Source organism: Pseudomonas sp. AK-TSAG1-1, from assembly GCF_056821665.1.
The window spans coordinates 5372002-5396407 of record NZ_CM165965.1; the positions used below are offsets into that span (position 1 = coordinate 5372002).

At 59.2% G+C, this 24406-nt stretch carries 21 protein-coding genes; 11 read left to right on the top strand and 10 right to left on the bottom strand.

Translation table 11 applies throughout. From position 1 onward, the window contains the following. Positions 1–34: 34 nt before the first annotated feature. The 7 genes from morA (at position 35) to AC1UK9_RS24325 (ending at position 10109) form a co-directional block, all read left to right on the top strand. A complete protein-coding gene (gene morA / locus AC1UK9_RS24295) occupies positions 35–3883 on the top strand; it encodes a cyclic di-GMP receptor MorA (protein ID WP_473013633.1) in 3849 nt (1282 codons plus the stop codon). Between the two features lie 426 nt (positions 3884–4309). Then, positions 4310–5563 (top strand): serine hydroxymethyltransferase, encoded by a 1254-nt coding sequence (gene glyA / locus AC1UK9_RS24300; RefSeq protein WP_007963781.1) that lies wholly within the window; start codon positions 4310–4312, stop codon positions 5561–5563. A 272-nt stretch (positions 5564–5835) separates the two neighbouring features. Then, entirely contained in the window at positions 5836–6408 is a 573-nt protein-coding gene (locus AC1UK9_RS24305; protein ID WP_482578645.1) for a hypothetical protein, read from the top strand. Positions 6409–6484: 76 nt separating this feature from the next. Next, positions 6485–7039 (top strand): hypothetical protein, encoded by a 555-nt coding sequence (locus AC1UK9_RS24310; protein ID WP_025108767.1) that lies wholly within the window; start codon positions 6485–6487, stop codon positions 7037–7039. A gap of 267 nt (positions 7040–7306) precedes the next feature. Beyond that, a complete protein-coding gene (locus AC1UK9_RS24315; RefSeq protein ID WP_473013635.1) occupies positions 7307–8620 on the top strand; it encodes a C4-dicarboxylate transporter DctA in 1314 nt (437 codons plus the stop codon). A gap of 49 nt (positions 8621–8669) precedes the next feature. Further along, positions 8670–9374 (top strand): FadR/GntR family transcriptional regulator, encoded by a 705-nt coding sequence (locus AC1UK9_RS24320; protein WP_025108765.1) that lies wholly within the window; start codon positions 8670–8672, stop codon positions 9372–9374. Between the two features lie 24 nt (positions 9375–9398). Further along, positions 9399–10109, top strand: coding sequence for a GntR family transcriptional regulator (locus tag AC1UK9_RS24325; RefSeq protein ID WP_482578647.1), 711 nt, complete (start codon positions 9399–9401; stop codon positions 10107–10109). Positions 10110–10222: 113 nt separating this feature from the next. Here the strand turns inward: AC1UK9_RS24325 and yjiA are convergent, their stop codons facing one another. The 3 genes from yjiA to AC1UK9_RS24340 form a co-directional block, all read right to left on the bottom strand. Further along, positions 10223–11200: a GTPase gene (yjiA, locus tag AC1UK9_RS24330; protein WP_025108763.1), complete on the bottom strand. Its 978-nt coding sequence runs from the start codon at positions 11198–11200 to the stop codon at positions 10223–10225. Positions 11201–11351: 151 nt separating this feature from the next. Further along, complete coding sequence (locus AC1UK9_RS24335; RefSeq protein ID WP_003228401.1) at positions 11352–11549, bottom strand: YbdD/YjiX family protein; 198 nt, start codon at positions 11547–11549, stop codon at positions 11352–11354. A 15-nt stretch (positions 11550–11564) separates the two neighbouring features. Continuing rightward, positions 11565–13631, bottom strand: a complete 2067-nt coding sequence (locus tag AC1UK9_RS24340; protein WP_482578648.1) for a carbon starvation CstA family protein — start codon at positions 13629–13631, stop codon at positions 11565–11567. A gap of 159 nt (positions 13632–13790) precedes the next feature. Between AC1UK9_RS24340 and AC1UK9_RS24345 the strand changes: the two genes are divergently transcribed. After that, a complete protein-coding gene (locus tag AC1UK9_RS24345) occupies positions 13791–14159 on the top strand; it encodes a PilZ domain-containing protein (protein WP_473013638.1) in 369 nt (122 codons plus the stop codon). Positions 14160–14204: 45 nt separating this feature from the next. Here AC1UK9_RS24345 and radA read toward each other — a convergent pair whose 3' ends face one another. The 3 genes from radA to katB are packed head-to-tail and all read right to left on the bottom strand — an operon-like array spanning position 14205 to position 17754. Continuing rightward, entirely contained in the window at positions 14205–15572 is a 1368-nt protein-coding gene (gene radA, locus AC1UK9_RS24350) for a DNA repair protein RadA (RefSeq protein ID WP_007963764.1), read from the bottom strand. Between the two features lie 43 nt (positions 15573–15615). Further along, positions 15616–16152, bottom strand: a complete 537-nt coding sequence (locus AC1UK9_RS24355) for an ankyrin repeat domain-containing protein (RefSeq protein WP_482578649.1) — start codon at positions 16150–16152, stop codon at positions 15616–15618. A gap of 60 nt (positions 16153–16212) precedes the next feature. Further along, positions 16213–17754 (bottom strand): catalase KatB, encoded by a 1542-nt coding sequence (gene katB / locus AC1UK9_RS24360; RefSeq protein ID WP_473013640.1) that lies wholly within the window; start codon positions 17752–17754, stop codon positions 16213–16215. 286 nt (positions 17755–18040) lie between these two features. Here katB and mscL point away from each other — a divergent pair, with 286 nt between their 5' ends. Then, on the top strand, positions 18041–18454 hold the full coding sequence (gene mscL, locus AC1UK9_RS24365) for a large-conductance mechanosensitive channel protein MscL (RefSeq protein WP_025108757.1): 414 nt from the start codon (positions 18041–18043) through the stop codon (positions 18452–18454). Between the two features lie 41 nt (positions 18455–18495). Here the strand turns inward: mscL and AC1UK9_RS24370 are convergent, their stop codons facing one another. Further along, positions 18496–19272: a ferredoxin--NADP reductase gene (locus tag AC1UK9_RS24370; protein WP_482578650.1), complete on the bottom strand. Its 777-nt coding sequence runs from the start codon at positions 19270–19272 to the stop codon at positions 18496–18498. A 328-nt stretch (positions 19273–19600) separates the two neighbouring features. Between AC1UK9_RS24370 and AC1UK9_RS24375 the strand changes: the two genes are divergently transcribed. Together AC1UK9_RS24375 and AC1UK9_RS24380 are read left to right on the top strand one after the other, a co-directional pair. Next, entirely contained in the window at positions 19601–20329 is a 729-nt protein-coding gene (locus tag AC1UK9_RS24375; protein WP_482578651.1) for an autoinducer binding domain-containing protein, read from the top strand. A gap of 146 nt (positions 20330–20475) precedes the next feature. Beyond that, on the top strand, positions 20476–21600 hold the full coding sequence (locus AC1UK9_RS24380) for a methyltransferase (RefSeq protein WP_482578653.1): 1125 nt from the start codon (positions 20476–20478) through the stop codon (positions 21598–21600). 75 nt (positions 21601–21675) lie between these two features. Here AC1UK9_RS24380 and AC1UK9_RS24385 read toward each other — a convergent pair whose 3' ends face one another. From AC1UK9_RS24385 to AC1UK9_RS24395, 3 genes are all read right to left on the bottom strand, one after another. Next, positions 21676–21843 (bottom strand): DUF2474 domain-containing protein, encoded by a 168-nt coding sequence (locus AC1UK9_RS24385; RefSeq protein ID WP_473013643.1) that lies wholly within the window; start codon positions 21841–21843, stop codon positions 21676–21678. An 84-nt stretch (positions 21844–21927) separates the two neighbouring features. Next, positions 21928–22935 (bottom strand): cytochrome d ubiquinol oxidase subunit II, encoded by a 1008-nt coding sequence (cydB, locus tag AC1UK9_RS24390; protein WP_025108753.1) that lies wholly within the window; start codon positions 22933–22935, stop codon positions 21928–21930. Between the two features lie 3 nt (positions 22936–22938). Further along, on the bottom strand, positions 22939–24381 hold the full coding sequence (locus tag AC1UK9_RS24395; protein WP_473013644.1) for a cytochrome ubiquinol oxidase subunit I: 1443 nt from the start codon (positions 24379–24381) through the stop codon (positions 22939–22941). Positions 24382–24406: the final 25 nt, after the last annotated feature.

Sequence of the window (24406 nt, forward strand, 5' to 3'; positions counted from 1 at the left end):
TCGCGCCAGTCCAGCCAAACCGCAGGATTACAGCTTGTCCAATGTCACTCCGCCAGCCTCTGTGAGCAGCACCCAACCGGCGCCCGGCTCGCCCCTGCGCGGAACATTGAAAGGCGCACTGGCGACCCTCGTGCTGTTGTTGCTGGCACTGCTGTTCTGGCAACTGCTCGATCAACTGCGCGAAACCCAGAAAAACCAGCGCCAGTACACCATCGACTACACCGCCGACCTCGCCTCGCAGGTCAGCCTGAACATGTCGCTGAATGCGCAAATCGCCCTCAACCTGCTACCGATCGTCGAACAGCCACAGTCGTCCGACGAACAGCAGGCACTGCTGCGCAAGCTCCAGCAATCGCTGCCGGACCTGCGCAGCCTGGCCCTGCTCAGCCCCTCCGGGAAAATCATCAGCGACAGTGCCGGTGACAGCCACGACGCCGACTACCTCAGCGAACTGGTTCGCCGCAGCCGCGCCCAGGCGCATTACTTCAGCAACGCCGACGACGGTTCGGTGGTGCATCTGTTATTGCATCAGGCCAGTGGCAACACGCGCGGCTACTGGGCGTTGCGCCTGACCCCGACCTTCTTCGACTCACTGACCAAACAGGGCGAAACCGGCATCCGCCCGTTGTGGCTGGTGGAAAACCGCCTCAATCATCAGATCATCAGTCGCGACGAAGCACTGCCTGCGGCCAGGCCTGGCGTGCTGAGCCCGGACGACATGGCCAACACCGTGCTGACCGTGCCCCTGAGCAGCAGCGACTGGCAGTTGCGCGGGTTGTTCGACCGCCAGCGCGTACTCGAAGAACTGCTGCCGGCGTTCATCGGCAAATGTTTGCTGGGCCTGGCGTTCTCGTTGCTGCCGGTGATCGCCCTGCTCAACATGCGCCGCCGTCAGCGTCAGTTGCACGAAGGCCGCCGGCGCTATCAGGATATTTTCGAAGGCACCGGCGTGGCGTTGTGCGTGCTCGACCTGTCCGGCCTCAAGCAGGTGTTCGACAAGGCGCAGATCCAGACCAGCGACCAGCTCAAGGCCTGGCTCGACCAATCGGCCCAGCGCCAGCAACTGCTGCAAGAGCTGCGCGTCACCGAGGTCAACCAGGTGGCGCTGCAACTGCTCAACGTCAATTCCTGCGAGCACGCCTGGCAACTGCTGATCGACGGTCAACCGCACCACCAATGCGCTATCGGCAACCAGGTGCTCGACGCCGTTCTGCAGCAGCAAAAGCAGCTGGAACTGGAAATCAGGCTGCCAGACATCAACGGTCGCGACCAGCACCTGTGGCTGGTGCTGCGCCTGCCGCAGGAGCAGCACGACTACAAGGCTGTGATCCTCAGCATCAACGACATCACCAGCCGCAAGCTGATCGAGCTGTCGTTGCTGGAGCGCGAAGGCTTCTGGTCGGACGTGGTGCGTACCGTGCCGGATCATCTGTACGTGCAGGACGTGATCAGCCAGCGGATGATTTTCAGCAACCACCACCTCGGCCAGACCCTCGGTTACAACCGCACCGAACTGCACCAGATGGGCGAGTATTTCTGGGAAATCCTCCTGCACCCGGAAGACGCCGACTATTACCACCGCTCGCGGCAGATGCAGCGTCACGCCGGTTACAGCCAGTTGCTGCAATGCCAGCTGCGCTTCCGCCATCGCGACGGCAAGTGGCGGCGCTTCGACATCCGTGAGCAGGCGCTGGCCCGGGACAAGCACGATCAGGTCACGCGGATCATCGGCGTGGCCAAGGACATCACCGAGCAGATCGAAGCCAGCGAATCGCTGCGCGACAGTGAACAGCGCTACCGGATGCTCGCCGAAAGCATCAGCGACGTGATTTTCTCCACCGACAGCAAACTGTCGCTGAACTACGTCAGCCCGTCGGTGCAAGCGGTGCTGGGTTACGACGCCGAGTGGATTTTCCAGAATGGCTGGCAGTCGACCATCGCCAACCCGCAGCAGCTATCCGGCATCTACACCCTGATGGACCGGGTCAGCAAGGCACTGGACAAACCCGAGCAACTGGCCTTGTTGCGCAGTCAGGTACAGACACAACTGTTCCTGTTCGACTGCCTGCGCGCCGATGGCCGCAAGATCCCGATCGAGCTGCGTCTGGTGCTGGTGTGGGACGAGCACGGTGCGTTCGAAGGCGTGCTTGGCGTCGGTCGCGATATCAGCCAGCAGCGCCGTGCCGAGAAAGACCTGCGCATGGCCGCCACGGTTTTCGAGCACTCGACCTCGGCGATTCTGATCACCGACCCGGCCGGTTACATCGTCCAGGCCAACGAGGCGTTCAGTCGGGTCAGCGGTTACGCGGTGAGCGAAGTCCTCGACCAGTTACCGAACATGCTCACCGTCGACGAGCAACAGGACGCGCACCTGCGCTACGTGCTCAAGCAACTGCATCAGCACAGCACCTGGGAAGGCGAAGTCTGGCTCAAGCGGCGCAACGGCGAGCACTATCCGGCGTGGGTCGGCATCACCGCGGTGCTCGACGATGAAGGCGATCTGGCCAGTTACGTGTGCTTCTTCAGCGACATCAGCGAGCGCAAGGCCAGTGAGCAACGCATCCACCGCCTCGCCTACTACGACGCCCTGACCCACCTGCCGAACCGCACGCTGTTCCAGGATCGCCTGCACACTGCGCTGCAATCGGCCGAGCGGCAGAAGTCGTGGGTGGTACTGATGTTCCTCGATCTGGACCGTTTCAAACCGATCAACGACTCCCTCGGCCACGCCGCCGGCGACCGCATGCTCAAGGACATGGCCACGCGCCTGCTGGCCTGCGTCGACGATGACGACACCGTGGCGCGCATGGGCGGCGACGAGTTCACGCTGCTCCTGCAACACCGCTCCAGCCGCGAACTGGCGCTGAACCGGGCGATTCATGTGGCCGAGCAGATTCTCGCCAGCCTGGTCAAACCGTTCGTGCTCGAAGGCCGCGAGTTCTTCGTTACCGCCAGTATCGGCATCGCCTTGAGCCCTCAGGACGGCAACGAACTCAGCCAGTTGATGAAGAACGCCGACACCGCGATGTACCACGCCAAGGAGCGTGGCAAGAACAACTTCCAGTTCTATCAGGCCGACATGAACGCCAGTGCGCTGGAGCGTCTGGAGCTGGAAAGCGACTTGCGCCACGCGCTGGAGCAGAACGAATTCGTCCTGTACTACCAGCCGCAATTCAGCGGTGACGGCAAACGCCTGACCGGCGCCGAAGCGCTGCTGCGCTGGCGTCATCCGCGTCGCGGTTTGGTGCCGCCAGGGGATTTCATTCCGGTGCTGGAAGAACTCGGCCTGGTGGTGGATGTCGGCGACTGGGTGATCAGTGAAGCCTGCCGCCAGCTCAAGACCTGGCATCAGAACCGGGTGCGCGTTCCCAAGGTGTCGGTGAACATTTCGGCGCGGCAGTTCTCCGACGGTCAGCTCGGTACGCGCATCGCCACGATCCTCAAGGAAACCGGCCTGCCGCCGGCATGCCTGGAGCTGGAACTGACCGAAAGTATCCTGATGCGCGAAGTCAGCGAGGCGATGCAGATTCTCGCCGGGCTGAAGAACCTTGGCCTGAGCATCGCGGTTGATGACTTCGGCACCGGTTACTCGTCGCTGAACTACCTCAAGCAGTTCCCGATCGACGTGCTGAAAATCGACCGCACCTTCGTCGACGGCCTGCCGTCCGGCGAGCAGGACGCGCAGATCGCACGCGCGATCATCGCCATGGCCCACAGCCTGAACCTGGCGGTGATCGCCGAGGGCGTGGAAACCCATGAACAACTGGACTTCCTGCGCGAGCACGGTTGCGATGAGGTGCAGGGCTATCTGTTCGGCCGGCCGATGCCGGCGAGCCGGTTCGAGGCGCAGTTCAGCAATGATGCGCTGTTCATGTTCGACTGAGTTTTTGCGGTGCTGCCCATGACGCCTTCGCGAGCAAGCCCGCTCCCACCGTTGCCCGCATCGCCCTGAAGAACCCAGGTAATCATGGGAGTGGCCTGCTTGCACAGTTGACCGCATCTCTGCTGAAGAAACCGGGTTGAGTGTGGGAGCGGGCTTGCTCGCGAAAGGGCCGGCACCGACGCCTGAAGAATCTGCGGCGCTGCCATCGCCAGCAGGCTGGCTCCCACAAGGATTGATGCCGGTCAGGGAATTTGCAGGCTGTCGCGATTAATGTGGGAGCCAGCCTGCTGGCGATTGGGCCGGCAAAAGCACCGCACATCTGTCATGAACGCCACTTGTCTGCGACATGATGTCGTTTCATATGCCATCCAAAACCCATTGGGTTAGAATGCCCCCCTTTTCTGCCCCCGATCCTTGAGGACCGCCATGTTCAGCCGTGATTTGACTATTGCCAAGTACGACGCCGACCTTTTTGCCGCCATGGAGCAAGAAGCTCAGCGCCAGGAAGAACACATTGAGCTGATCGCTTCGGAAAACTACACCAGCCCAGCGGTGATGGAAGCTCAAGGCTCGGTCCTGACCAACAAATACGCCGAAGGTTACCCGGGCAAGCGCTACTACGGTGGTTGCGAGTACGTCGACGTTGTTGAGCAACTGGCCATCGACCGCGCCAAAGAGCTGTTCGGCGCCGATTACGCCAACGTTCAGCCACACGCCGGTTCGCAGGCCAACGCCGCGGTTTACCTGGCTCTGCTGCAAGGTGGCGACACCATTCTGGGCATGAGCCTGGCCCACGGTGGTCACCTGACCCACGGCGCCAGCGTTTCGTCCTCCGGCAAGCTGTACAACGCCGTGCAGTACGGCATCGACGCCAACGGCCTGATCGACTACGACGAAGTCGAGCGTCTGGCGGTTGAACACAAGCCGAAAATGATCGTGGCCGGTTTCTCTGCCTACTCGCAGATCCTCGACTTCCCGCGCTTTCGCGCAATCGCTGACAAGGTTGGCGCCTACCTGTTCGTCGACATGGCCCACGTGGCCGGTCTGGTCGCCGCTGGCGTCTACCCGAACCCGGTGCCTTTCGCTGACGTGGTCACCACCACCACTCACAAAACCCTGCGCGGTCCACGTGGCGGCCTGATCCTGGCTCGCGCCAACGCCGAAATCGAGAAGAAGCTGAACTCCGCCGTATTCCCGGGCGCCCAGGGTGGCCCGCTGGAGCACGTGATCGCCGCTAAAGCGATCTGCTTCAAGGAAGCGCTGCAGCCTGAATTCAAGGCCTACCAGGAACAAGTGGTGAAGAATGCCCAGGCCATGGCCGAAGTGTTCATCGAGCGCGGTTTCGACGTGGTGTCCGGTGGTACCAAGAACCACCTGTTCCTGCTGTCGCTGATCAAGCAGGACATCTCCGGTAAAGACGCCGACGCCGCGCTGGGCAAAGCGTTCATCACCGTGAACAAGAACTCCGTACCTAACGATCCACGCTCGCCGTTCGTCACCTCCGGCCTGCGCTTCGGTACCCCGGCTGTAACCACTCGCGGCTTCAAGCAAGCAGAGTGCAAAGAGCTGGCTGGCTGGATCTGCGACATCCTGGCTGACCTGAACAACGAAGCGGTGATCGACGCCGTTCGTGAGAAAGTCAAAGCCATCTGCAAGAAACTGCCGGTCTACGGCGCTTAATTGCGACGCTAAACCCGCAGCATGAAAAACCGGCCAGTGATGGCCGGTTTTTTTTCGCCTGCAGGAATACGATCCCCCCCTCTCTTCCGGGCTCATTACTTTCTGCAACTGGAACTTGAAACAAAAACTCAAGTAAAAACACGACCATCAACCAACTTAGTTGTTAGTGTTTGCCCGAGACAAACGAATAGCCCAGTAACAACTGGAAAACTCATAAACCAGCCTCTTAACAATTACTAAAACCATAACACTCAGAACTCAAGGAAGAGCTCATGACCACAAACAGGCAGAAATCCTTTATAGCAACACTGGAACTTGACCATCATGATCTGGATATCCTCGGGGCGTTATATGAAACATCAATCCTGCGCGCCGACACATCCTTTTCGGGTGGCTTTTATACCGGAGCATCCAGAAAATCCAATGACGCTCATCTACTGGGTCGCCGTCCGCACGGGGAAGTAAAAAATGCTCCGCCCATGACCATTTACTTCCGCTGCACCGATGACTATTACCACCTCTACATCCGATCCCACGCCACTCATACCGGCCATTGCATCAGCAAGGATGCCGCCGGCGTGCTGGGTGCCTTCTTGCCGGCAGGCGCCGACACCAGCTCTTTCAGCCTGCTGAGTCTGGACAATCGGACCATCACTCTTGAGGACATGGGCCATGATATCCAGCGGGTTCGGCTCAAGGCACGCAATGGCGAACAGATCAGCGCCGTTCGTCGCCGAGGCGCACCCTACAGCTACCTGGCCGGGACCAATAACGACGGAATTCCGTTCACGCTGCGAATCATGGAACGCAGCGCATCGTTCCTCAGTGATCCAGACGAAATCTGACAACACAAGCATTCGAATGCTTGCGCGCACTTGCGTCCAAGCGACTTATCTATTCGCCTTAAAAAAGAAAACACTTATGAGCACCGACCAGGAAAATTCTTTTACTGCAACCCTTAGCACTCGTTTTGGTTACCCTCACTTTCCGAAGTTGACCTATGGCAGGGCAATCAGTACTCCGCGCCCGGATTACGAGGCCTTTGCCTTCTCCCACCATTTAGATGTTTCACACTATTTGTTTCTCAAGCCCGATGTAGCGCCCGACGCCTTGACCTTTTATTTCAGGTGCCTCGACGATTATTACACCCTCTACATTTTCACACCGGGCGCGTATTACTACAGAACCATCAGCCGTGAAGAAAAAGACTTCTTGAATGCTTATTCAACCGAAGATGGAGATCAAACCACGTTCAACTTGCTGAACGCCAAAGGCAACATCATCACCCTCGATCAGATCGACACGGATACCCCCAGCGTCAGAATACAAACCCGAGGCGGCGCTCTGCTGTGCGCAGGGCAAAGTCGCAATAAACACGATCCCAAAGTGGGCACTTTCGTTCGCACCGATTTCAATCGCAGTGCAGGTGTTCTGGACTTCAAACTGAATATCCTGCAACGCAACGTGCCCTACTGAGCAGGTTCAAAACCAGTAGTCTCAGCACCAAACAGCCCGGCGAGCATGGCCGGGCTTCCGTCCTTTCGAACGTCTTTCCCGCAATCACTGAGCGGAGCACCACTGGTCAGACCGGTCATGCCATTTTTGTGTTTTCCCCTTGTATTCCAGAAAAACCCCAGCGTAGACTGCGCCTGCACTGGACATACCGGTAAGACCACAATAATTAAGTCCTGAATCTGATGTGCCCCGCACACGGCAGCCAGGACACCGACCAGGATTCCTCCCATGCTCAGATGGTGCTCGCGTTCAATCTTCCTCCAAGTGGTTCTCGGACTGGTGCTCGGCATCGTCTGCGGGCTGACCCTTCCTGAATACTCGGCCCAGCTCAAACCGCTCGGCGACGGCTTCATCAAACTGATCAAGATGCTTATCGGCCTGATCGTGTTCTGCGTGGTGGTCAGCGGTATCAGCGGTGCCGGCGACCTGAAGAAGGTCGGGCGCATCGGCCTCAAGTCGGTGATCTACTTTGAAGTGCTGACCACCATCGCGCTGGTGATCGGTCTGGTCTTCGCCTTCAGCACCGGGATCGGCAGCGGCGCGAATATCCATCTGGAGCAGCTTTCCGCCGCAGACATGGGCGACATCGCCGAGCGCGGCCAGCACATGCACACCACCACGCAATTCCTGATGGACCTGATCCCGACCTCGGTGATCGGCGCCTTTGCCGACAACAACATCCTGCAAGTGCTGCTGTTCTCGGTGCTGTTCGGCAGTGCATTGAATCTGGTCGGTGAAGCGGCTTCAGGGATCTCGCGCCTGATCAACGAACTGAGCCACGTGATCTTCCGGATCATGGGCATGATCGTGCGTCTGGCGCCGATCGGCGTGTTCGGCGCCATCGCTTTCACCACCAGCAAGTACGGCCTAGACTCGCTGCAACACCTGGGCAGTCTGGTCGGCTTGTTCTACCTGACCTGCATGGCCTTCGTCAGTGTGATCCTCGGTCTGGTGATGCGTGCCTCCGGCCTGCGCCTGTGGCCGTTGCTCAAGTATCTGCGCGAAGAGCTGCTGATCGTCATGGGCACCGCCTCCTCCGACGCCGTGCTGCCGCAGATCATGCGCAAACTCGAACACCTGGGCATCGGCAGCTCGACAGTCGGGCTGGTGATTCCCACCGGCTACTCGTTCAACCTCGACGGTTTTTCGATCTACCTGACCCTGGCCATTGTGTTCATCGCCAATGCCACCGGTACGCCATTGGCGATGACCGATCTGTTGACGATATTGCTGGTGTCGCTGATCACCTCCAAGGGCGCCCACGGCATTCCCGGTTCGGCATTGGTGATTCTCGCCGCGACGCTGACCGCGATTCCGGCGATCCCGGTGGTCGGGCTGGTGCTGGTGCTGGCGGTGGACTGGTTCATGGGCATCGGCCGGGCGTTGACCAACCTGATCGGCAACTGCGTCGCCACCGTCGCCATTGCCCGCTGGGAAAAGGACATCGATGTGCAGCGCGCGAACAAGGTGCTCAACGGCGAGCAGGGCTATACCTTTCAGCCGAGAAAACCGCTCGCCCAGGCGGCGGCCAAAGAATTCTGAATGACCGCCGTGCCTGCACCACCGCAGGCACGGCGCATGGAGCCAATACGTGATTACTACATCAACCGTCGTCAACTCAGTGGTAGAGAAACTGCGCGCCGCACTGGCCCGTGGTCAGTGGCGCTCCGGCGACATGCTGCCGGGCCAGCGCGAACTGGCCGAGCAACTGGGCATCAGCCGCCCGAGCCTGCGCGAAGCGGTGATCGTGCTGGAAACCCTCGGCCTCGTCCGCTCGATGCCGGGCAAGGGCGTGGTGGTGCTCGACGCCCAGCTCAGTGACAGCCAGAGCCACGACAGCGCTGTGGCCGGCGCCAGCCTCGAAGACGTGCTGCAACTGCGCTACACCCTTGAGCCGTTCATTGTCGGTCTGGTTGCGCAGTCAATCAGCAGCAAGGAGGTCGGGCAACTGCGCCTGACCCTGATGGACATGCGCGAAGCGCTTGAAGCGGGCGACAGCGAAGCCGGGGTCAGCGCCTACATCGCCTTCCACGAAGAGCTGTTCACTCTGACCTCGAACCCGATCTTCCAGAGCGTGGTGCAGCAAACCAGCAATGCCCTCAAGCAAAGCGCCGAAGTGCTGCGCAACTCGCCTGAGCACCTGGCCGAACGCCTTGAGGAAAACGAAGCCGTGGTGCGCGCAATCCGCAGCAAGAACAGCGCGCAGGCCAGTGCCGAAATGCGTCGGCACATCCTGCGCGAAGGCCAGCGGATGGGTATCGAATTGAATATTCCGGAAGACAACTTGAGCCACTGAATTTACTCACTCTGGAGACCGGCCATGAACAGCCTCGCCACGTCGTCGCACAATCGCCAGATGTCGACGGCCCTGCCCTTCTCCCGCCTGCACGCGCCGGTGGATGATCTGTATCCCCGGCTGTTCGATGCGATTCTCGAACAACGTCTCGATGCTGCCAGCCGCTTCACCGAAGACAGCCTCAAGCAAATGTTCGGCGTCAGCCGCGCGGACGTGCGTCGGGTGTTGACGCAGTTGTCCCATGAGCAAGTGATTGTGCTGCGTTCCAATCACCGGCCGCGGGTGGCTGCGCCCGATACAGAGCAGACGCGGCAGACCCTGCACGCACGACGCTTGACCGAGAACACGTTAGTGCGACTGGCGTGTCAGCACGCGCAACCTGATGACTTGAAACGCCTGCGCACATTGATCGAACGCGAGCGCCAGGCCGTGGATAAAGATCGACGCGCTGCGGCTATTCGCCTGTCCGGGGAGTTTCATCTGCAGTTGGCGAAGATGGCCGGAAATGCTCCGTTGGCGCATTTTCTTGGCAGCCTGGTACCGCTGACCTCATTGGCAATTGCGCGAAGCGAGTGTCAGACGCACAGCTGTTGCGCATGGCACGAGCATTTGGCGCTGGTAGAGGCGGTGGAACGAGGCGATGCTTCCAGGGCCGGGATGCTGATGAATCGGCATCTGGATCATCTTGAGCAGGCACTGCTGGGTTCAGAGCCTGGATATTGTGTTGTTGGTTAGGTCGCCTTCGCGAGCAAGCCCGCTCCCACAGTAGACTGCATTCCTCCTGACAGAATGCGGTCCACTGTGGGAGCGGGCTTGCTCGCGAAGAGGCCCTTCCAGCCGCCACAAATTCAGTTTTGCTGTGCAGCCACTCGGGCAAACCCCGCCCGAATCTTCTCTTCCGGCAGATCATCGGCAATAAACACAATCACACTTTCCCGCGCTTCACCCTCGGCCCATTCGGTATCCCAGTCGAAACCGTAAAGTTTCAACACACCCTGAAACACCAGCCGCCGATCCTCACCGGCAATGCTCAGCACACCCTTGTAACGCAGCAATTGCTTGCCATGCTCTTCGAGCAGCTCATTCATGAACTCGCTGAGTTGATCGATATCCAGCGGCTGTTCAGTGCGCAGCACCAGGCTGGAAATACGGTCGATCGAGGGCGCCTTGCTCACCGGTCGCAGGCTGACCCCGCCACCAAGATCGGCGTTGAGGTTGAAGCCACGCACATCGAGCAATTCCGCCAGATCGATGTTGCCATGCTCGACCACGCGAATCGGCGCGCGTCGGTTGATTCGCGTCAGACGTTCGCTCAGCGCGGTGAGTGTCGCCTCGTCCACCAGATCGGTCTTGCTCACCAGCAAGCGGTCGGCGAAACCGATCTGCGCCTGGGCGATGGTCTGGGTCAGGTGCAGATCGGCATGGGCGGCGTCGACCAGAGTGATGATGCCGTCGAGCAGATAGCGCTCGCGCAGTTCTTCATCGATGAAAAAGGTCTGCGCCACCGGGGCCGGATCGGCCAGCCCGGTGCACTCGATCACCAGGCGATCGAAAGCGATTTCACCGCTGTCCAGACGTTCGAGCAGCAGGTACAGGGCCTTGGTCAGATCGGTGTGAATGGTGCAGCAGACGCAGCCGTTGGCCAGGGTCATGACTTGCACCGGTTCGTCACCCAGCAACTGGGTGTCGATGCCCGCGTCGCTGAATTCGTTTTCGATCACGGCGATTTTCAGGCCGTGCTCGGCCTTGAGCAAATGGCGCAGCAAGGTGGTCTTGCCGGCACCGAGGAAACCGCTGAGTACCGTTACGGGTATGGGAGAGGACAAAACACGATCTCCTGAAAGAAACACAAAACAAATGTGGGAGCGGGCTTGCTCGCGAAGGGGTCGTGTCAGTCGACATCATTGCTCGATGACATACCGCGTTCGCGAGCAAGCCCGCTCCCACAGGGGATTACCTCAACCGTGCGCTGTCAGCTCAACAGCACTTTGGCCCACCCTTGCCGCCGTAACGCGCTTCCTGACGTTCGCGAAAGAACATCTCGTAGCTCATCACCGGTTTGTCCGGGTGTTTGGTTTGCATATGCTCGACATAGGTGTCGTAGTCGGGCATGCCGACCATCAGACGCGCGGCCTGACCGAGGTATTTACCGAGGCGACTCAGGTCATTGAACATGGTGCAATCCTCTGGTTACGCGTCCGGCAGAGCCTGGAATGGCGATTCTTTATCCGTACGCTCTTTTTTGCCCCAGGCGGCGATGCCGACCTTGAGCGCATAGAACAGGATGCTGAAGACCACGAACAGGAACAGCGCGGTAAGCGTTGCGTTGGTGTAGGCGTTGAAGATCACGTGCTGCATCTGGTCGATGCTCTTGGCCGGCGCGAGGATCTGACCATTGGCCAGGGCATCGCTGTATTTCTTGGCCAGCGACAGGAAGCCGATCGCCGGGTTGGCGTCGAACAGCTTGATGAAGCCTGCGGTGGTGGTGCAGATCAGCAGCCAGGCCGCTGGCAGCAGGGTCACCCAGATATAGCGTTGACGCTTCATTTTGATCAGCACAACGGTGCCGAGCATCAGCGAGATACCGGCCAGCATCTGGTTGGAGATACCGAACAGCGGCCACAGGGTGTTGATGCCGCCCAGTGGATCGATCACGCCCTGGTACAGCAACCAGCCCCACATCGCCACACAACCGGCGGTGGCGATCAGGTTGGCGGTCCACGATTCGGTGCGTTTCAGCGCTGGAACGAAGGAGCCGAGCAGGTCCTGCAGCATGAAACGTCCGGCACGGGTGCCGGCGTCCACAGCTGTGAGGATGAACAGCGCTTCGAACAGGATCGCAAAGTGGTACCAGAACGCCATGGTGTTTTCACCCGGCAGGACACTGTGCAGGATCTGCGCAATCCCGACCGCCAGCGTCGGCGCACCGCCGGCACGGGCCAGGATAGTGGTTTCGCCGATGTCGTGAGCCACTGCTTGCAGCGCCTCAGGCGTGATCGCAAAACCCCAGCTGCTGACCATCTGCGCGACCGATGCCACGTCACCACCGACCACGGCGGCCGGGCTGTTCATGGCGAAGTACACGCCTGGCTCGATTACCGAAGCGGCAACCATCGCCATGATCGCCACGAACGATTCCATCAGCATGCCGCCGTAACCGATGTAACGGGCATTGGTTTCGTTATCCAGCAGCTTCGGCGTGGTGCCGGAAGCGATCAACGCGTGGAAGCCGGACACCGCACCGCAAGCAATGGTGATGAACAGGAACGGGAACAGACCGCCTTTCCATACCGGGCCGGTGCCGTCGACGAACTGGGTCAGCGCCGGCATTTTCAGCTCGGGCATGGTCACCAGAATGCCAATCGCCAGAGCGATGATGGTGCCGATCTTGAGGAATGTGGAGAGGTAGTCACGTGGCGCGAGGATCAGCCACACCGGCAATACTGCCGCGACAAAACCGTAGCCGATCAGCATCCAGGTGATTTGAATACCGGTGAAGCTGAACGCCTTGGCCCATACCGGATCAGCCGCAATCTGCCCGCCCAGCCAGATCGAACCGAGCAGCAGCAACACGCCGATTACCGAGATTTCACCGATGCGGCCCGGGCGGATGTAGCGCATGTAGATGCCCATGAACATCGCGATCGGGATGGTCGCCATCACGGTAAAGATGCCCCACGGGCTCTCCGCCAGCGCCTTGACCACGATCAACGCCAGCACAGCGAGGATGATGATCATGATCAGGAAACAGCCGAACAGCGCAATGGTGCCAGGCACGCGGCCCATTTCTTCACGCACCATGTCGCCCAGGGAACGGCCGTTGCGACGGGTAGACATGAACAGGACCATGAAGTCCTGCACTGCACCCGCCAGCACCACCCCGGCAATCAGCCACAGCGTGCCGGGCAGATAGCCCATCTGCGCCGCCAGCACCGGCCCGACCAGAGGTCCTGCGCCGGCGATCGCCGCAAAGTGGTGACCGAAAAGAATGTGTTTGTTGGTTGGAACGTAGTCCAGACCGTCGTTGTTGAGCACGGCGGGGGTGGCCCGACGCGGATCGAGTTGCATCACATTGTTTGCGATGAACAGGCTGTAGTAACGGTACGCAACCAGATAAATGGCCACTGCCGCGACCACGATCCACAAGGCGTTGATCGCCTCTCCTCGGCGCAATGCCACTACGCCCAGGGCGCACGCTCCTACGATTGCCAGCACTAGCCAGGGTAAGTGGCGCAGCAGGCTATTATTATTTTTCATTTTATTATTCCAGCCAGGGTGGACAAGAAAGACAGCCACCCCGAGTTTAGCGCTACTGGCGGCAAAGACCATACCCCGACATTGGTCTAGACGCCCGTATGCACTGGCACGGTTGAAGAATGCGGGTCTATAGTCAGCGAACCTTTGGAGGATTGCGCCATGAGCGAGCACCCAGCCAACCGTCGTCGCTTCAAACGTATTGCGTTCGATGCCAGAACCGAACTGAGTCAGGGGCAATACATCTGGCCGGTGAAGCTGATCGATCTGTCACTCAAGGGGCTGTTGATCGAACGACCGGAGCCTTGGCTTGGGGATAAGGAGCATGATTTTCATGTCGACATTCATCTGAGCGATGACGTGGATATTCAGATGGATGTGCACCTGGCCCATGAAGATCACGGGCAACTGGGATTTGTCTGCCGGCATATCAGCCTGGAATCGATCCAGTGCCTGCGGCGCTTGATCGAGCTGAATCTGGCAGATGAGGCCGAGCTGGAGCGCGAATTGGGCGCCCTGATCGAAATCTAGAACCCGCCAGATCAAATGCAGGCTCACTCTTACAACGGCACTGTGTTACTCGAAGAGTGCGTCGAGGGCCTGTTCGAGGCGGGTCACCGCGATGATCTGCAACCCCGGCGGCGCCTCTTTCGGTGCGTTGCCCTTGGGCACGATTGCCCGTTTGAAGCCATGCTTGGCCGCTTCCTTCAAGCGCTCCTGGCCACTCGGCACCGGACGTACTTCGCCGGACAAGCCCACTTCACCAAACACCAGCAGATCATGCGGCAACGGCCGGTTGCGCAGGCTCGACATCACCGCCGCCATCAGCGCCAGATCAGACGCCGTTTCCAGCACCTTCACCCCGCCCACCACGTTGAGGAACACGTCCTGGTCGTGGGTCGGAATGCCGCCGTGGCGGTGCAGGACCGCGAGCAGCATCGCCAGGCGGTTCTGATCCAGGCCCAGGGTCACCCGACGCGGGTTCGCCAGATGGCTGTCATCGACCAGCGCCTGCACTTCCACCAGCATCGGCCGGGTGCCTTCCCATGTCGCCATGACCACGCTGCCCGGAACTTCTTCCTGCGCACGGGTGAGAAAAATCGCCGACGGGTTGGAGACTTCTTTCAAACCCTTGTCGGTCATGCCGAACACACCGAGTTCGTTGACCGCGCCGAAACGATTCTTCACCGCACGCAGCAAACGCAGACGCCCGTCCGATTCGCCTTCGAAATACAGCACGGTATCGACCATGTGCTCCAGCACCCGTGGGCCGGCGAGCGCACCTTCCTTGGTGACGTGACCCACGAGGAAAATCGCCGTACCGCTCTGTTTGGCATAGCGCACCAGCAGCGCCGCACTTTCGCGCACTTGCGAGACGCCACCGGGGGCTGACTGCAATTGTTCGGTGAAGATGGTCTGGATCGAGTCGATCACCATCACCTTGGGTTTTTCCTGACGGGCAGTGGCGATGATCGTTTCGATACAGGTTTCGGTCATCACCCGCAGTTGGTCCTGCGGCAGCCCCAGGCGTCGGGCGCGCATGGCCACTTGCTGCTGCGATTCTTCACCGGTGACGTACAGCGCCGGCATGCTCTTGGCGAGATTGCACAGGGTCTGCAATAGAATCGTCGATTTGCCGATGCCCGGGTCCCCCCCGATCAGCACCACCGAACCATCGACCAGACCACCACCGAGCACCCGGTCCAGCTCACCGGACGCGGTCGAGAAGCGCGGAATTTCCTCGATGCTGACTTCGGCCAGCGTCTTGATCTGCGCCTGCTGCCCGGCCCAGCCGGTACGACCGGTGGGCGCCGTGGCACCGCCGCTCTCGATCATGGTTTCGGTCAGGGTGTTCCAGGCGCCGCACTCGCCGCACTGGCCCGCCCACTTGGGAAAGGTTGCGCCGCACTCGGTGCAGCCGTACATGCGCTTGGCCTTGGCCATCTGGATCCCCCGGCAAAAACCGCGATGATAACGCAGCCGCCGCTCAGCGCGGCGCGGCGGTATGGATTTCGCCGTTGGCCAGACGCACGGCGCTGTTGCCCAGCGGATCTTCGGCATTGAGGTCGGCACCCTTGGCCTTGAGCGCATCAAGCAGTTCGAGCCGCTTGAACAAGCCGGCATACATCGCGGCAGTTTGTCCCGCGCCGTTGCGCTGATCGGGGCTGCAATCGGTAGCCATCAGCCGCCGAGCGATCTGGATCTCACCCTTGAAAATCGCCCCCATCAACGCCGTGTTGCCACGTTGATCCTGCGCGCAGGCATCAGCACCCGCCGCCAGCAAGTGGTCCACGGCGGCGCCCTGGCCGTGATACGCCGCCAGAATCAGCGCGGTGTAGCCCTTGCTGTCACGGGTATCGAGGGCGTAACCGGATTCGATAAAGGTCTCGAGCATTGGCACGTCACCGCGCCGGGCGGCATCAAAGTAGTAATCCTGCAACTGAACCTTGATCGCCTCAGGGCTTTGCCCGGCCTGTGCAGTAAGGGACAGACAGCCGAGCAACAGTAAAAGACAAGGACGCATATGTACTCTCCTTGGGCAAAGCGGGGCCTGAATCAGGCCCCGCTTTGCAGGGCGTCGAGATCAGTCGACCAGTTTCGCTGCCAGTGCCTTGACCCGGCTCAGGTCGCCCTTGGCCACGTTGGTCACGCCGGTCCCGTATTCCGGATCGGCCTTATAAAGAAAGGACAGGATGATGTGCTTGCTCTCGTCATCGGTGGTCGCCAGCGAGCCGCCGAAGCTGTCGATCAGGTCCTGACGCTCCTGCTTGCTCAACGAGCGATACAGATCACCGGCCTGCTTGAAGTTCTGCTCACGCTGGATCTTCGCCTGTTGCGTGCTGCCCGATAGCGCCAGCTCGCTGTAACGCGCACTTTGCGGCTCTTCGCGCGGTTGCAGACGGCTCGGCTGATAGTTCACACCAGACTGGGTGCCACCGACGTTCATCGCACCGTCCTGATTGCCATTGTTGACGGCAACTTTCGGCGCATTGATTGGCAGTTGCAGAGCATTGGCGCCCAGACGATACATCTGCGTATCGGCATAAGAGAACACTCGGCCTTGCAACAGACGATCTTCGGAAGGTTCGATACCCGGTACAACATTGGCCGGAGCCATGGCCACTTGTTCAGTTTCCTGGAACACATTCGCCGGGTTACGGTTCAACACCATTTGTCCAACTTTCCGTTCCGGAACATTGGGCCAGATCTTGGTCGCGTCCAATGGATCGAAATCAAACTTGGACAGATCTTGCGGATTCAGCACCTGGATGTACAAGTCCCACTTAGGGAAATTGCCTTTATTAATGTTGGTTACCAGGTCATTGGTCATATGACTGTAGTCTTGACCCTGAACCGTTGCGACTTGTTTTGGCGAAAGGTTTTTAATGCCCTGCAAACTCTTCCAGTGAAACTTCACGTAGTGAACTTCACCTTTGGCATTGACCAACTTGTAGGCGTGTACACCATTGCCATCCATCTCCCGATAACTGGCCGGCGTGCCCGAGTTCGAGTAGAGCTCGGTCAGCGTTCGAGTGGCCTCCGGTACATGTGAGAAAAAGTCGAAACGGCGCGAGTCATCATCAAGGTTGGTCCGTGGATCGGGCTTGAACGCATGCACCATGTCCGGGAACTTGATCGCATCGCGAATGAAAAACGTCGGGAAGTTGTTGCCAACCAGATCCCAGTTGCCATCGGCGGTGTAGAACTTGGTGGCGAAACCCCGCGGATCACGCAGGGTTTCCGGGGAGTGGTTGCCGTGCACCACTGCGGAGAAACGCACGAACACCGGCGTCACCTGGCCTGCGGCAAACACCTTGGCCTTGCTCAGGTCACTGAGGTCGTTGGTCACCGTGAAAGTACCGTGGGCACCAGTGCCGCGTGCATGTACCACGCGCTCGGGAATGCGCTCACGGTCGAAACGTTGCAGCTTCTGGATCAGTTGCACGTCCTGCAGCAGCACCGGGCCATTGGCGCCAGCCGTTTGCGAGTTCTGGTTGTCGCCGACCGTTGCGCCGTTGTCCCGGGTCAGGGGCGCGGCATGCACGGAGAAGGTCAGCAGGCTGGCGGTCAGTACGCCAAGGGTGCGGCGATGGGGAAAAGCCCCCAGTCCAAGAGTGGAATTCATATCAGGTTCCTCTGGTTCTTTTGGGCGCATCCAGGTGCGCCAAACAGAGGCTAGAGCGCTATGTCCGCGAACATAAATAGAAAGTTCGTAACTCGACGATTGAAAATTTTGGCTTCCCGATCAGCGAGTTACGGCGTATTTCGCGCGCGATTAGTGGCACTTTGCAAACTAATCGTCGATTCATGTGTCGATAAAAACGGGCATTGTAAGAAGGTGTTTCGCGCAGGACGCGTTTTGCTGATTTACACTGCGTACACCAACCTCATCTGTAACAAGGAAATAACCTATGGGCGTGCTAAGTGAGTTCAAGGCCTTCGCGGTCAAAGGCAATGTGGTCGACATGGCCGTCGGTATCATCATCGGTGCCGCCTTCGGCAAAATCGTTTCGTCGTTTGTCGGTGACGTGATCATGCCGCCAATCGGCCTGCTGATCGGTGGGGTGGACTTCAGTGATCTGGCCATCACGCTAAAAGCCGCCGAGGGCAGCGCCCCCGCAGTGGTCATGGCTTACGGCAAATTCATCCAGAGCATTCTGGACTTCGTGATCGTCGCTTTCGCGATTTTCATGGGTGTCAAAGCCATCAACCGCCTGAAACGCGAAGAAGCCGTGGCCCCTTCCCTGCCACCGGTTCCGACCAAGGAAGAAGAGTTGCTCGGCGAGATCCGCGATCTGCTCAAAGCCCAGAACAACCGGCCTTGACGGCTGCATAAATGAAAACGGCGCCTGATGGCGCCGTTTTTCTACCAGTAGTTTTCCACCGCCACCTGCCCCGGCCGCCGCGTGAGGCTCAGGCTCATGTGGCGTTTTTTCAACAATGCCCGGGTGTCATCGATCATCTGTGGATTGCCGCAGAGCATGACGCGCGAATGCTCTGCGGTCAGTTCCACGCCCGCGACGCGTTCCAGTTCGCCGCTTTCGATCAGGTCGGTGATACGCCCGTGCAACGCGCCAGGAGCATGTTCGCGGGTAACCGTGGGGATGAATTGCAGTTTATGGGCGTGCTCTGCCAGGTAATCACGCTGGGCCAGTTCGGCGATCAGCGATTGATAGGCCAGCTCCCGCGCTTCACGCACGCTGTACACCAGGATGATTCGCTCAAACTTTTCCCACACTTCGAAGTCCTGCAGGATCGACAGAAACGGTGCGACTCCGGTCCCTGTGGATAACAGCCACAGATCCCGGCCATCGACAAAACGATCCAGCGTCAGGTAGCCAAAGGCCTGGCGATCCACCAGCAAAGTATCGCCCGTCTGCAAACGGCTTAGTTCACTGGTGAATTCGCCCCCGGGCACCACGATAGAGAAGAATTCCAGAAATTCGTCAAACGGTGACGAGACCATCGAATAGGCACGCCACACCGTGCTTCCATCGGTTTTGGTGACACCCAGGCGGGCGAACTGACCCGCGCGGAATCGAAAACCGGCGTCACGGGTGGTACGCAGGGTAAACAGGCTGGAGGTCAAGGGCTGCACGTCGAGCAAGGTCTGGGCGGTAAATTTCTCTGCGCTGACAGTCATGGGCCACTCCACTGAAAGGACCCTGCCAGTTTCGCGCAAACCGACACCCTAAAAAACCACTACTTTTTTAATGTCTTTTCATTTATCGAAACAAATGAGAAACAACACCAGATACAACTAATGAAAAAACATTCATATTTTCAACCAGATTTACATGTCACCTCGAATACAATGCTCTATTCCGGGCTAATTACTTTCTTACAACTAAATCTCACTCAAAATAGCAAAAAAATTCAACGCCCATTGTAAGACATGTCCTACACTCGGCTCCGTGCAGGATCCTTTGGATCCAAACCTGCACCCCGTAACGACTCATGGAGCGTTTGTGATGGAAATGTGGAAGGAGTCGCAATTAAAGCAACTGACTTTCGCAAGAGAAATAGAGACTGCTTATCCGATATTGTTGCGATTTGCCCAAAACATTGGCTTCAATTTTTGTGCTATCTCATTGACATCAAACAATCGGAACGCCGACTTTAAAATCTTGCAAATCAACAACTACCCCAAAGAGTGGAACCAACTCTACGAAAATGAAAGCTACAGAAAAGTTGATCCGGTAGTCACCCATTGCAATCGCTCCATGCTGCCCATTGTCTGGACCGAAGAACTGTTTTCGCCAACCCCACTGCTGTGGGACGCTCAACAGGTGCATGGATTGAGACATGGCTGGTCCCAGTCTTTCCACCATGAAGCCACCGGATTGTGCAGCATACTCAGTCTCGCCAGAAAAAATGGCGCACTGACCCCGCTCGAGTTGTACGAGCATTTTGGCTACATGTTCTACGCCACCAGCCATCTGAGTGATCTATTCGCCAAAACCCTGCCCAAACCGCCCAAAAAACCCGAACACCCGCACCTCTCACCGCGCGAACTGGAAGTGCTGAAGCTCTCGGCACTCGGCAAAACGGCCTATGAAATTGCCAGGATCCTCTGTCTGAGCGAGCGGACCGTGAATTACCACGTGCAAAACGTGATCCTCAAATTAAACGTCTGCAACAAGATTTCCGCCGTCATTGCCGCCAGCCGCTGCGGTCTTCTCGACGCGCCCACCCCGTAAAAGCTGCAAGTATTTCGACGTAAAAAAACGTACCATTTGCGACCTTCCTGAGTGATGACGTCAAACGTCGTATTCCACTCGGACGGTTCCGCTGCGCAACACTCCGGGCTGCGGGCCACCCGTTGATTAACCAGAGTTCCCGCATCATGCCTTTGCTCGACACGCCCTTCGCCCAACTCGACCTGATCCGCCAGCCCGAACAGCAGAATGAACCGCTGCAAGCATTCGATGCGGCTGACGAATACCTGCTCAATCACCTGGCCACGCAGCAACCGGCGGCAGACACCCGGGTGTTGGTACTCAACGACAGCTTTGGGGCGTTGGCAGCAAGTCTGGCAGGCAAGGTTCAGGTCAGCAGCAGTGGCGATTCGTTTCTGGCGTTCCAGGCACTGGAAAAGAATCTGGTGCGCAATGGCCTGGCATTCGATGCGGTGCGCGGCATTGCAGCCAGTGAACCGTTGGTCGGTCCGTTTGACCGAGTGCTTATTCGAGTGCCCAAGACCCTCGCGTTGCTGGAAGAACAACTGATTCGCCTGCAAGGGCAACTGGCGCCCGGTGCCGAAGTGGTGGCGGCAGCCATGGTCAAGCATCTGCCACGTGCAGCCGGCGACCTGCTGGAGCGTTACATTGGCCCGGTACAGGCTTCGCTGGCAGTCAAGAAGGCTCGCCTGCTGATCGCCACGCCCGAGGCCAAAGCCGCGGCGACCTCGCCCTATCCTTCACGCTACCGGCTCGACGAGCCAGCCATCGAGTTGCTCAACCACGCCAACGTATTCTGCCGCGAAGGGCTGGATATCGGCACCCGAGCCTTTATCCCGCATCTGCCGAAGAACCTTGGCAGCGCTCGCGTCGCCGACCTCGGTTGTGGCAACGGCGTGTTGGCCATCGCCAGTGCCCTGCAGAACCCTGATGCGCAATACACGCTGGTCGACGAATCGTTCATGGCCGTGCAATCGGCCGCTGAAAACTGGCACGCTGCGCTCGGCGAACGCGAGGTGATCGTGCGTGCCGGTGATGGTCTGGCCGGGCAAGAGCCGCAATCGCTGGACGTGGTGCTGTGCAACCCGCCGTTCCATCAACAGCAGGTGGTCGGCGACTTCCTCGCCTGGCGCATGTTCCAGCAGGCGCGTGAGGCGCTGGTGGTGGGCGGTGCGCTCTACATTGTCGGCAACCGTCACCTGGGTTATCACAGCAAACTGGCTCGGCTGTTCCGTGGCGTCGAGCAAGTGGCGGCAACCCCTAAATTCGTGATTCTCAAGGCGCGCAAGTAAACGCCAGGCAAAAAAAAACCCTCCGCGGTACAGAGGGTCATAAATCCGTGCCCAAGGGCAACGGGACGGGATGTATCAGTGCGTGGTCAGTCCGGCCGCGTTCATGAACATGCGCATCAGGCTCGCTGCAATGAACAGCGCACCGACGCTACCGATCCAGATCAGGGCCAACCAGCCGAGCCGCTGCCACAGCGGCTTTTTTTCGGCCTCTTCAATCTCGTGCAGGGAATGTTTGCCGCTCATTGCATCGTTCCTCCGTCAGGCGATGGCGTCACTGGCGACACCATCGCGGGCAGGCTCGCTCACACTGGGTGAGCAGAGCGCAGATCAGTGGTAACCGTCTTCATGAGTGACCTTGCCGCGGAACACGTAATAGCTCCAGAAGGTGTAACCCAGGATAAACGGGATGATGAACAGCGTACCCACCAGCATGAAGCCCTGGCTCTGCGGTGGTGCGGCGGCGTCCCAGATCGAGATCGACGGCGGCACGATGTTTGGCCACAGGCTGATGCCCAGACCGCTGTAGCCGAGGAAAATCAGCACCAGGGTCAACAGGAACGGCATGTAGTTGGCATTGCGCGCCACCGCGCGGATCAAGCCATACATCGTGACCAGCACCAGAATCGGCACCGGCATGAACCAGAACAGATTCGGTGTGCTGAACCAGCGCGTGGCGATTTCCGGGTGCGCCAGCGGCGTCCACAGACTGACGATGCCGATCACTGCCAACAGCACGAACGCCAGCGGTCGCGCCAGATTGTGCATCTGCTCTTGCAGCTTGCCTTCGGTCTTCATGATCAGCCAGGTGCAGCCGAGCAAGGCGTAAGCCACTACCAACGCAGCCCCGCAGAACATCGTGAACGGCGTCAGCCAGTCCAGTGAGCCGCCGGCGTATTGCCGATTGACCACCGGCAAGCCGTCAATGAACGCCCCCAGTGCCACGCCCTGGAAGAACGTCGCCGCCACCGAACCACCGATGAACGCCTTGTCCCACAGGTGACGCTTGTCGTCCTTGGCCTTGAAGCGAAACTCGAACGCCACACCACGGAAAATCAGGCCGATCAGCATGAAGATCAGCGGCAGGTACAGCGCCGAGAGCACCACCGAATAGGCCAGCGGGAACGCGCCGAACAACGCCGCGCCGCCCAGTACCAGCCAGGTTTCATTGCCGTCCCACACGGGGGCGACGGTGTTCATCATCACGTCTCGGTCGGTCTTGCCCGGGATGAACGGGAAGAGAATCCCGATCCCCAGGTCGAAGCCGTCCATGACCACGTACATCATGATGCCGAAGATGATGATCACGGCCCAGATCAGCGGAAGATCAATACCCATGATTCAAATCTCCTTGGTCAGGCTGGGGCGATGGTCTGCGTCGGCACCGTCGTCGTCGGCAGCGGACATCGGCCGGGCCGGAGTGCGTTTCTGGCCGGGACCACCGTCGTTGGTTTCCTTGCCCTCATCGGTTTTCGGCCCTTTGCGCACCAGACGCATCATGTAGCCCAGACCTGCACCGAATAGCGCGAAATACACCACGACGAACATGATCAGGGTGATGCTCATCTGCATGAAGCTGTGGTTGGAGGACGCATCCGCCGTGCGCATCAGCCCGTAGACCACCCACGGCTGACGACCGATCTCGGTGGTGAACCAGCCGGCGAGGATCGCGATCAGGCCGGACGGCCCCATCCACAGCGCCAGGTACAGGAACGGCCGTGAGGTGTAGAGCGAATCGCGCTTGCGCAGCCACAGGCTCCACAGACCGGTGAAGATCATCAGGAAACCGAGGCCGACCATGATCCGGAACGACCAGAACACAATGGTCGAATTCGGCCGGTCTTCAGGCGGGAACTCCTTGAGCGCCGGCACCTGCTTGTCCAGCGAGTGAGTCAGGATCAGGCTGCCGAGATACGGGATCTCCACGGCGAACTTGGTTTTCTCCTCTTTCATGTCCGGCCAGCCGAACAGGATCAACGGCGTCGCTTCGTTGCCGACGTTTTCCCAGTGGCCTTCGATCGCAGCGATTTTCGCCGGCTGATGCTTGAGGGTGTTGAGGCCATGGAAGTCACCGATCACCGCCTGGATCGGCGCGACGATCAGCGCCATCCACATCGCCATCGACAGCATGGTGCGGATCGCCGGGTTGTCCTTGCCGCGCAGCAGGTGCCAGGCCGCCGACGAGCCGACGAAGAAGGCCGTGGCAACGAACGCAGCGGTCGCCATGTGCATCAGTCGATACGGGAACGACGGGTTGAAGATGATTGCCAGCCAATCGGTCGGGATCACCTGGCCATTGATGATTTCGAAGCCTTGCGGCGTCTGCATCCAGCTGTTGGAGGCGAGAATCCAGAACGTCGAGATCAGCGTGCCAATGGCCACCATTACCGTGGCGAAGAAGTGCAGGCCGCGCCCGACCTTGTTCCAGCCGAACAGCATCACTCCGAGGAAACCGGCCTCAAGGAAGAAGGCCGTGAGCACCTCGTAGGTCAGCAACGGCCCGGTGACGGAACCGGCGAAGTCCGAGAAGCGGCTCCAGTTGGTGCCGAACTGGTAGGCCATGACCAACCCTGACACCACACCCATGCCGAAATTGACGGCGAAGATCTTCGACCAGAAGTGGTAGAGGTCTCGGTAGGTGTCGTTATGGGTTTTCAGCCACAAGCCTTCGAGCACCGCCAGGTAACTCGCCAGACCAATGGTGATGGCCGGGAACAGGATGTGGAACGAGATGGTGAACGCGAACTGAATTCGGGCGAGATCGAGTGCCTCTAAACCGAACATATGGCTTCCTCTGTCAGGTAATACC

Excerpts from the sequence above, each read along its gene's own strand:
- AC1UK9_RS24375 (WP_482578651.1), top strand. The coding sequence starts at position 19,601 with ATGGAAATGTGGAAGGAGTCGCAATTAAAGCAACTGACTTTCGCAAGA.
- AC1UK9_RS24395 (WP_473013644.1), bottom strand. The coding sequence starts at position 24,381 with ATGTTCGGTTTAGAGGCACTCGATCTCGCCCGAATTCAGTTCGCGTTC.
- AC1UK9_RS24380 (WP_482578653.1), top strand. The coding sequence starts at position 20,476 with ATGCCTTTGCTCGACACGCCCTTCGCCCAACTCGACCTGATCCGCCAG.
- AC1UK9_RS24305 (WP_482578645.1), top strand. The coding sequence starts at position 5,836 with ATGACCACAAACAGGCAGAAATCCTTTATAGCAACACTGGAACTTGAC.
- AC1UK9_RS24315 (WP_473013635.1), top strand. The coding sequence starts at position 7,307 with ATGCTCAGATGGTGCTCGCGTTCAATCTTCCTCCAAGTGGTTCTCGGA.
- cydB (WP_025108753.1), bottom strand. The coding sequence starts at position 22,935 with ATGGGTATTGATCTTCCGCTGATCTGGGCCGTGATCATCATCTTCGGC.
- katB (WP_473013640.1), bottom strand. The coding sequence starts at position 17,754 with ATGAATTCCACTCTTGGACTGGGGGCTTTTCCCCATCGCCGCACCCTT.
- AC1UK9_RS24345 (WP_473013638.1), top strand. The coding sequence starts at position 13,791 with ATGAGCGAGCACCCAGCCAACCGTCGTCGCTTCAAACGTATTGCGTTC.
- radA (WP_007963764.1), bottom strand. The coding sequence starts at position 15,572 with ATGGCCAAGGCCAAGCGCATGTACGGCTGCACCGAGTGCGGCGCAACC.
- AC1UK9_RS24310 (WP_025108767.1), top strand. The coding sequence starts at position 6,485 with ATGAGCACCGACCAGGAAAATTCTTTTACTGCAACCCTTAGCACTCGT.
- glyA (WP_007963781.1), top strand. The coding sequence starts at position 4,310 with ATGTTCAGCCGTGATTTGACTATTGCCAAGTACGACGCCGACCTTTTT.
- AC1UK9_RS24385 (WP_473013643.1), bottom strand. The coding sequence starts at position 21,843 with ATGAGCGGCAAACATTCCCTGCACGAGATTGAAGAGGCCGAAAAAAAG.
- mscL (WP_025108757.1), top strand. The coding sequence starts at position 18,041 with ATGGGCGTGCTAAGTGAGTTCAAGGCCTTCGCGGTCAAAGGCAATGTG.
- AC1UK9_RS24355 (WP_482578649.1), bottom strand. The coding sequence starts at position 16,152 with ATGCGTCCTTGTCTTTTACTGTTGCTCGGCTGTCTGTCCCTTACTGCA.
- AC1UK9_RS24335 (WP_003228401.1), bottom strand. The coding sequence starts at position 11,549 with ATGTTCAATGACCTGAGTCGCCTCGGTAAATACCTCGGTCAGGCCGCG.
- AC1UK9_RS24370 (WP_482578650.1), bottom strand. The coding sequence starts at position 19,272 with ATGACTGTCAGCGCAGAGAAATTTACCGCCCAGACCTTGCTCGACGTG.
- AC1UK9_RS24340 (WP_482578648.1), bottom strand. The coding sequence starts at position 13,631 with ATGAAAAATAATAATAGCCTGCTGCGCCACTTACCCTGGCTAGTGCTG.
- AC1UK9_RS24325 (WP_482578647.1), top strand. The coding sequence starts at position 9,399 with ATGAACAGCCTCGCCACGTCGTCGCACAATCGCCAGATGTCGACGGCC.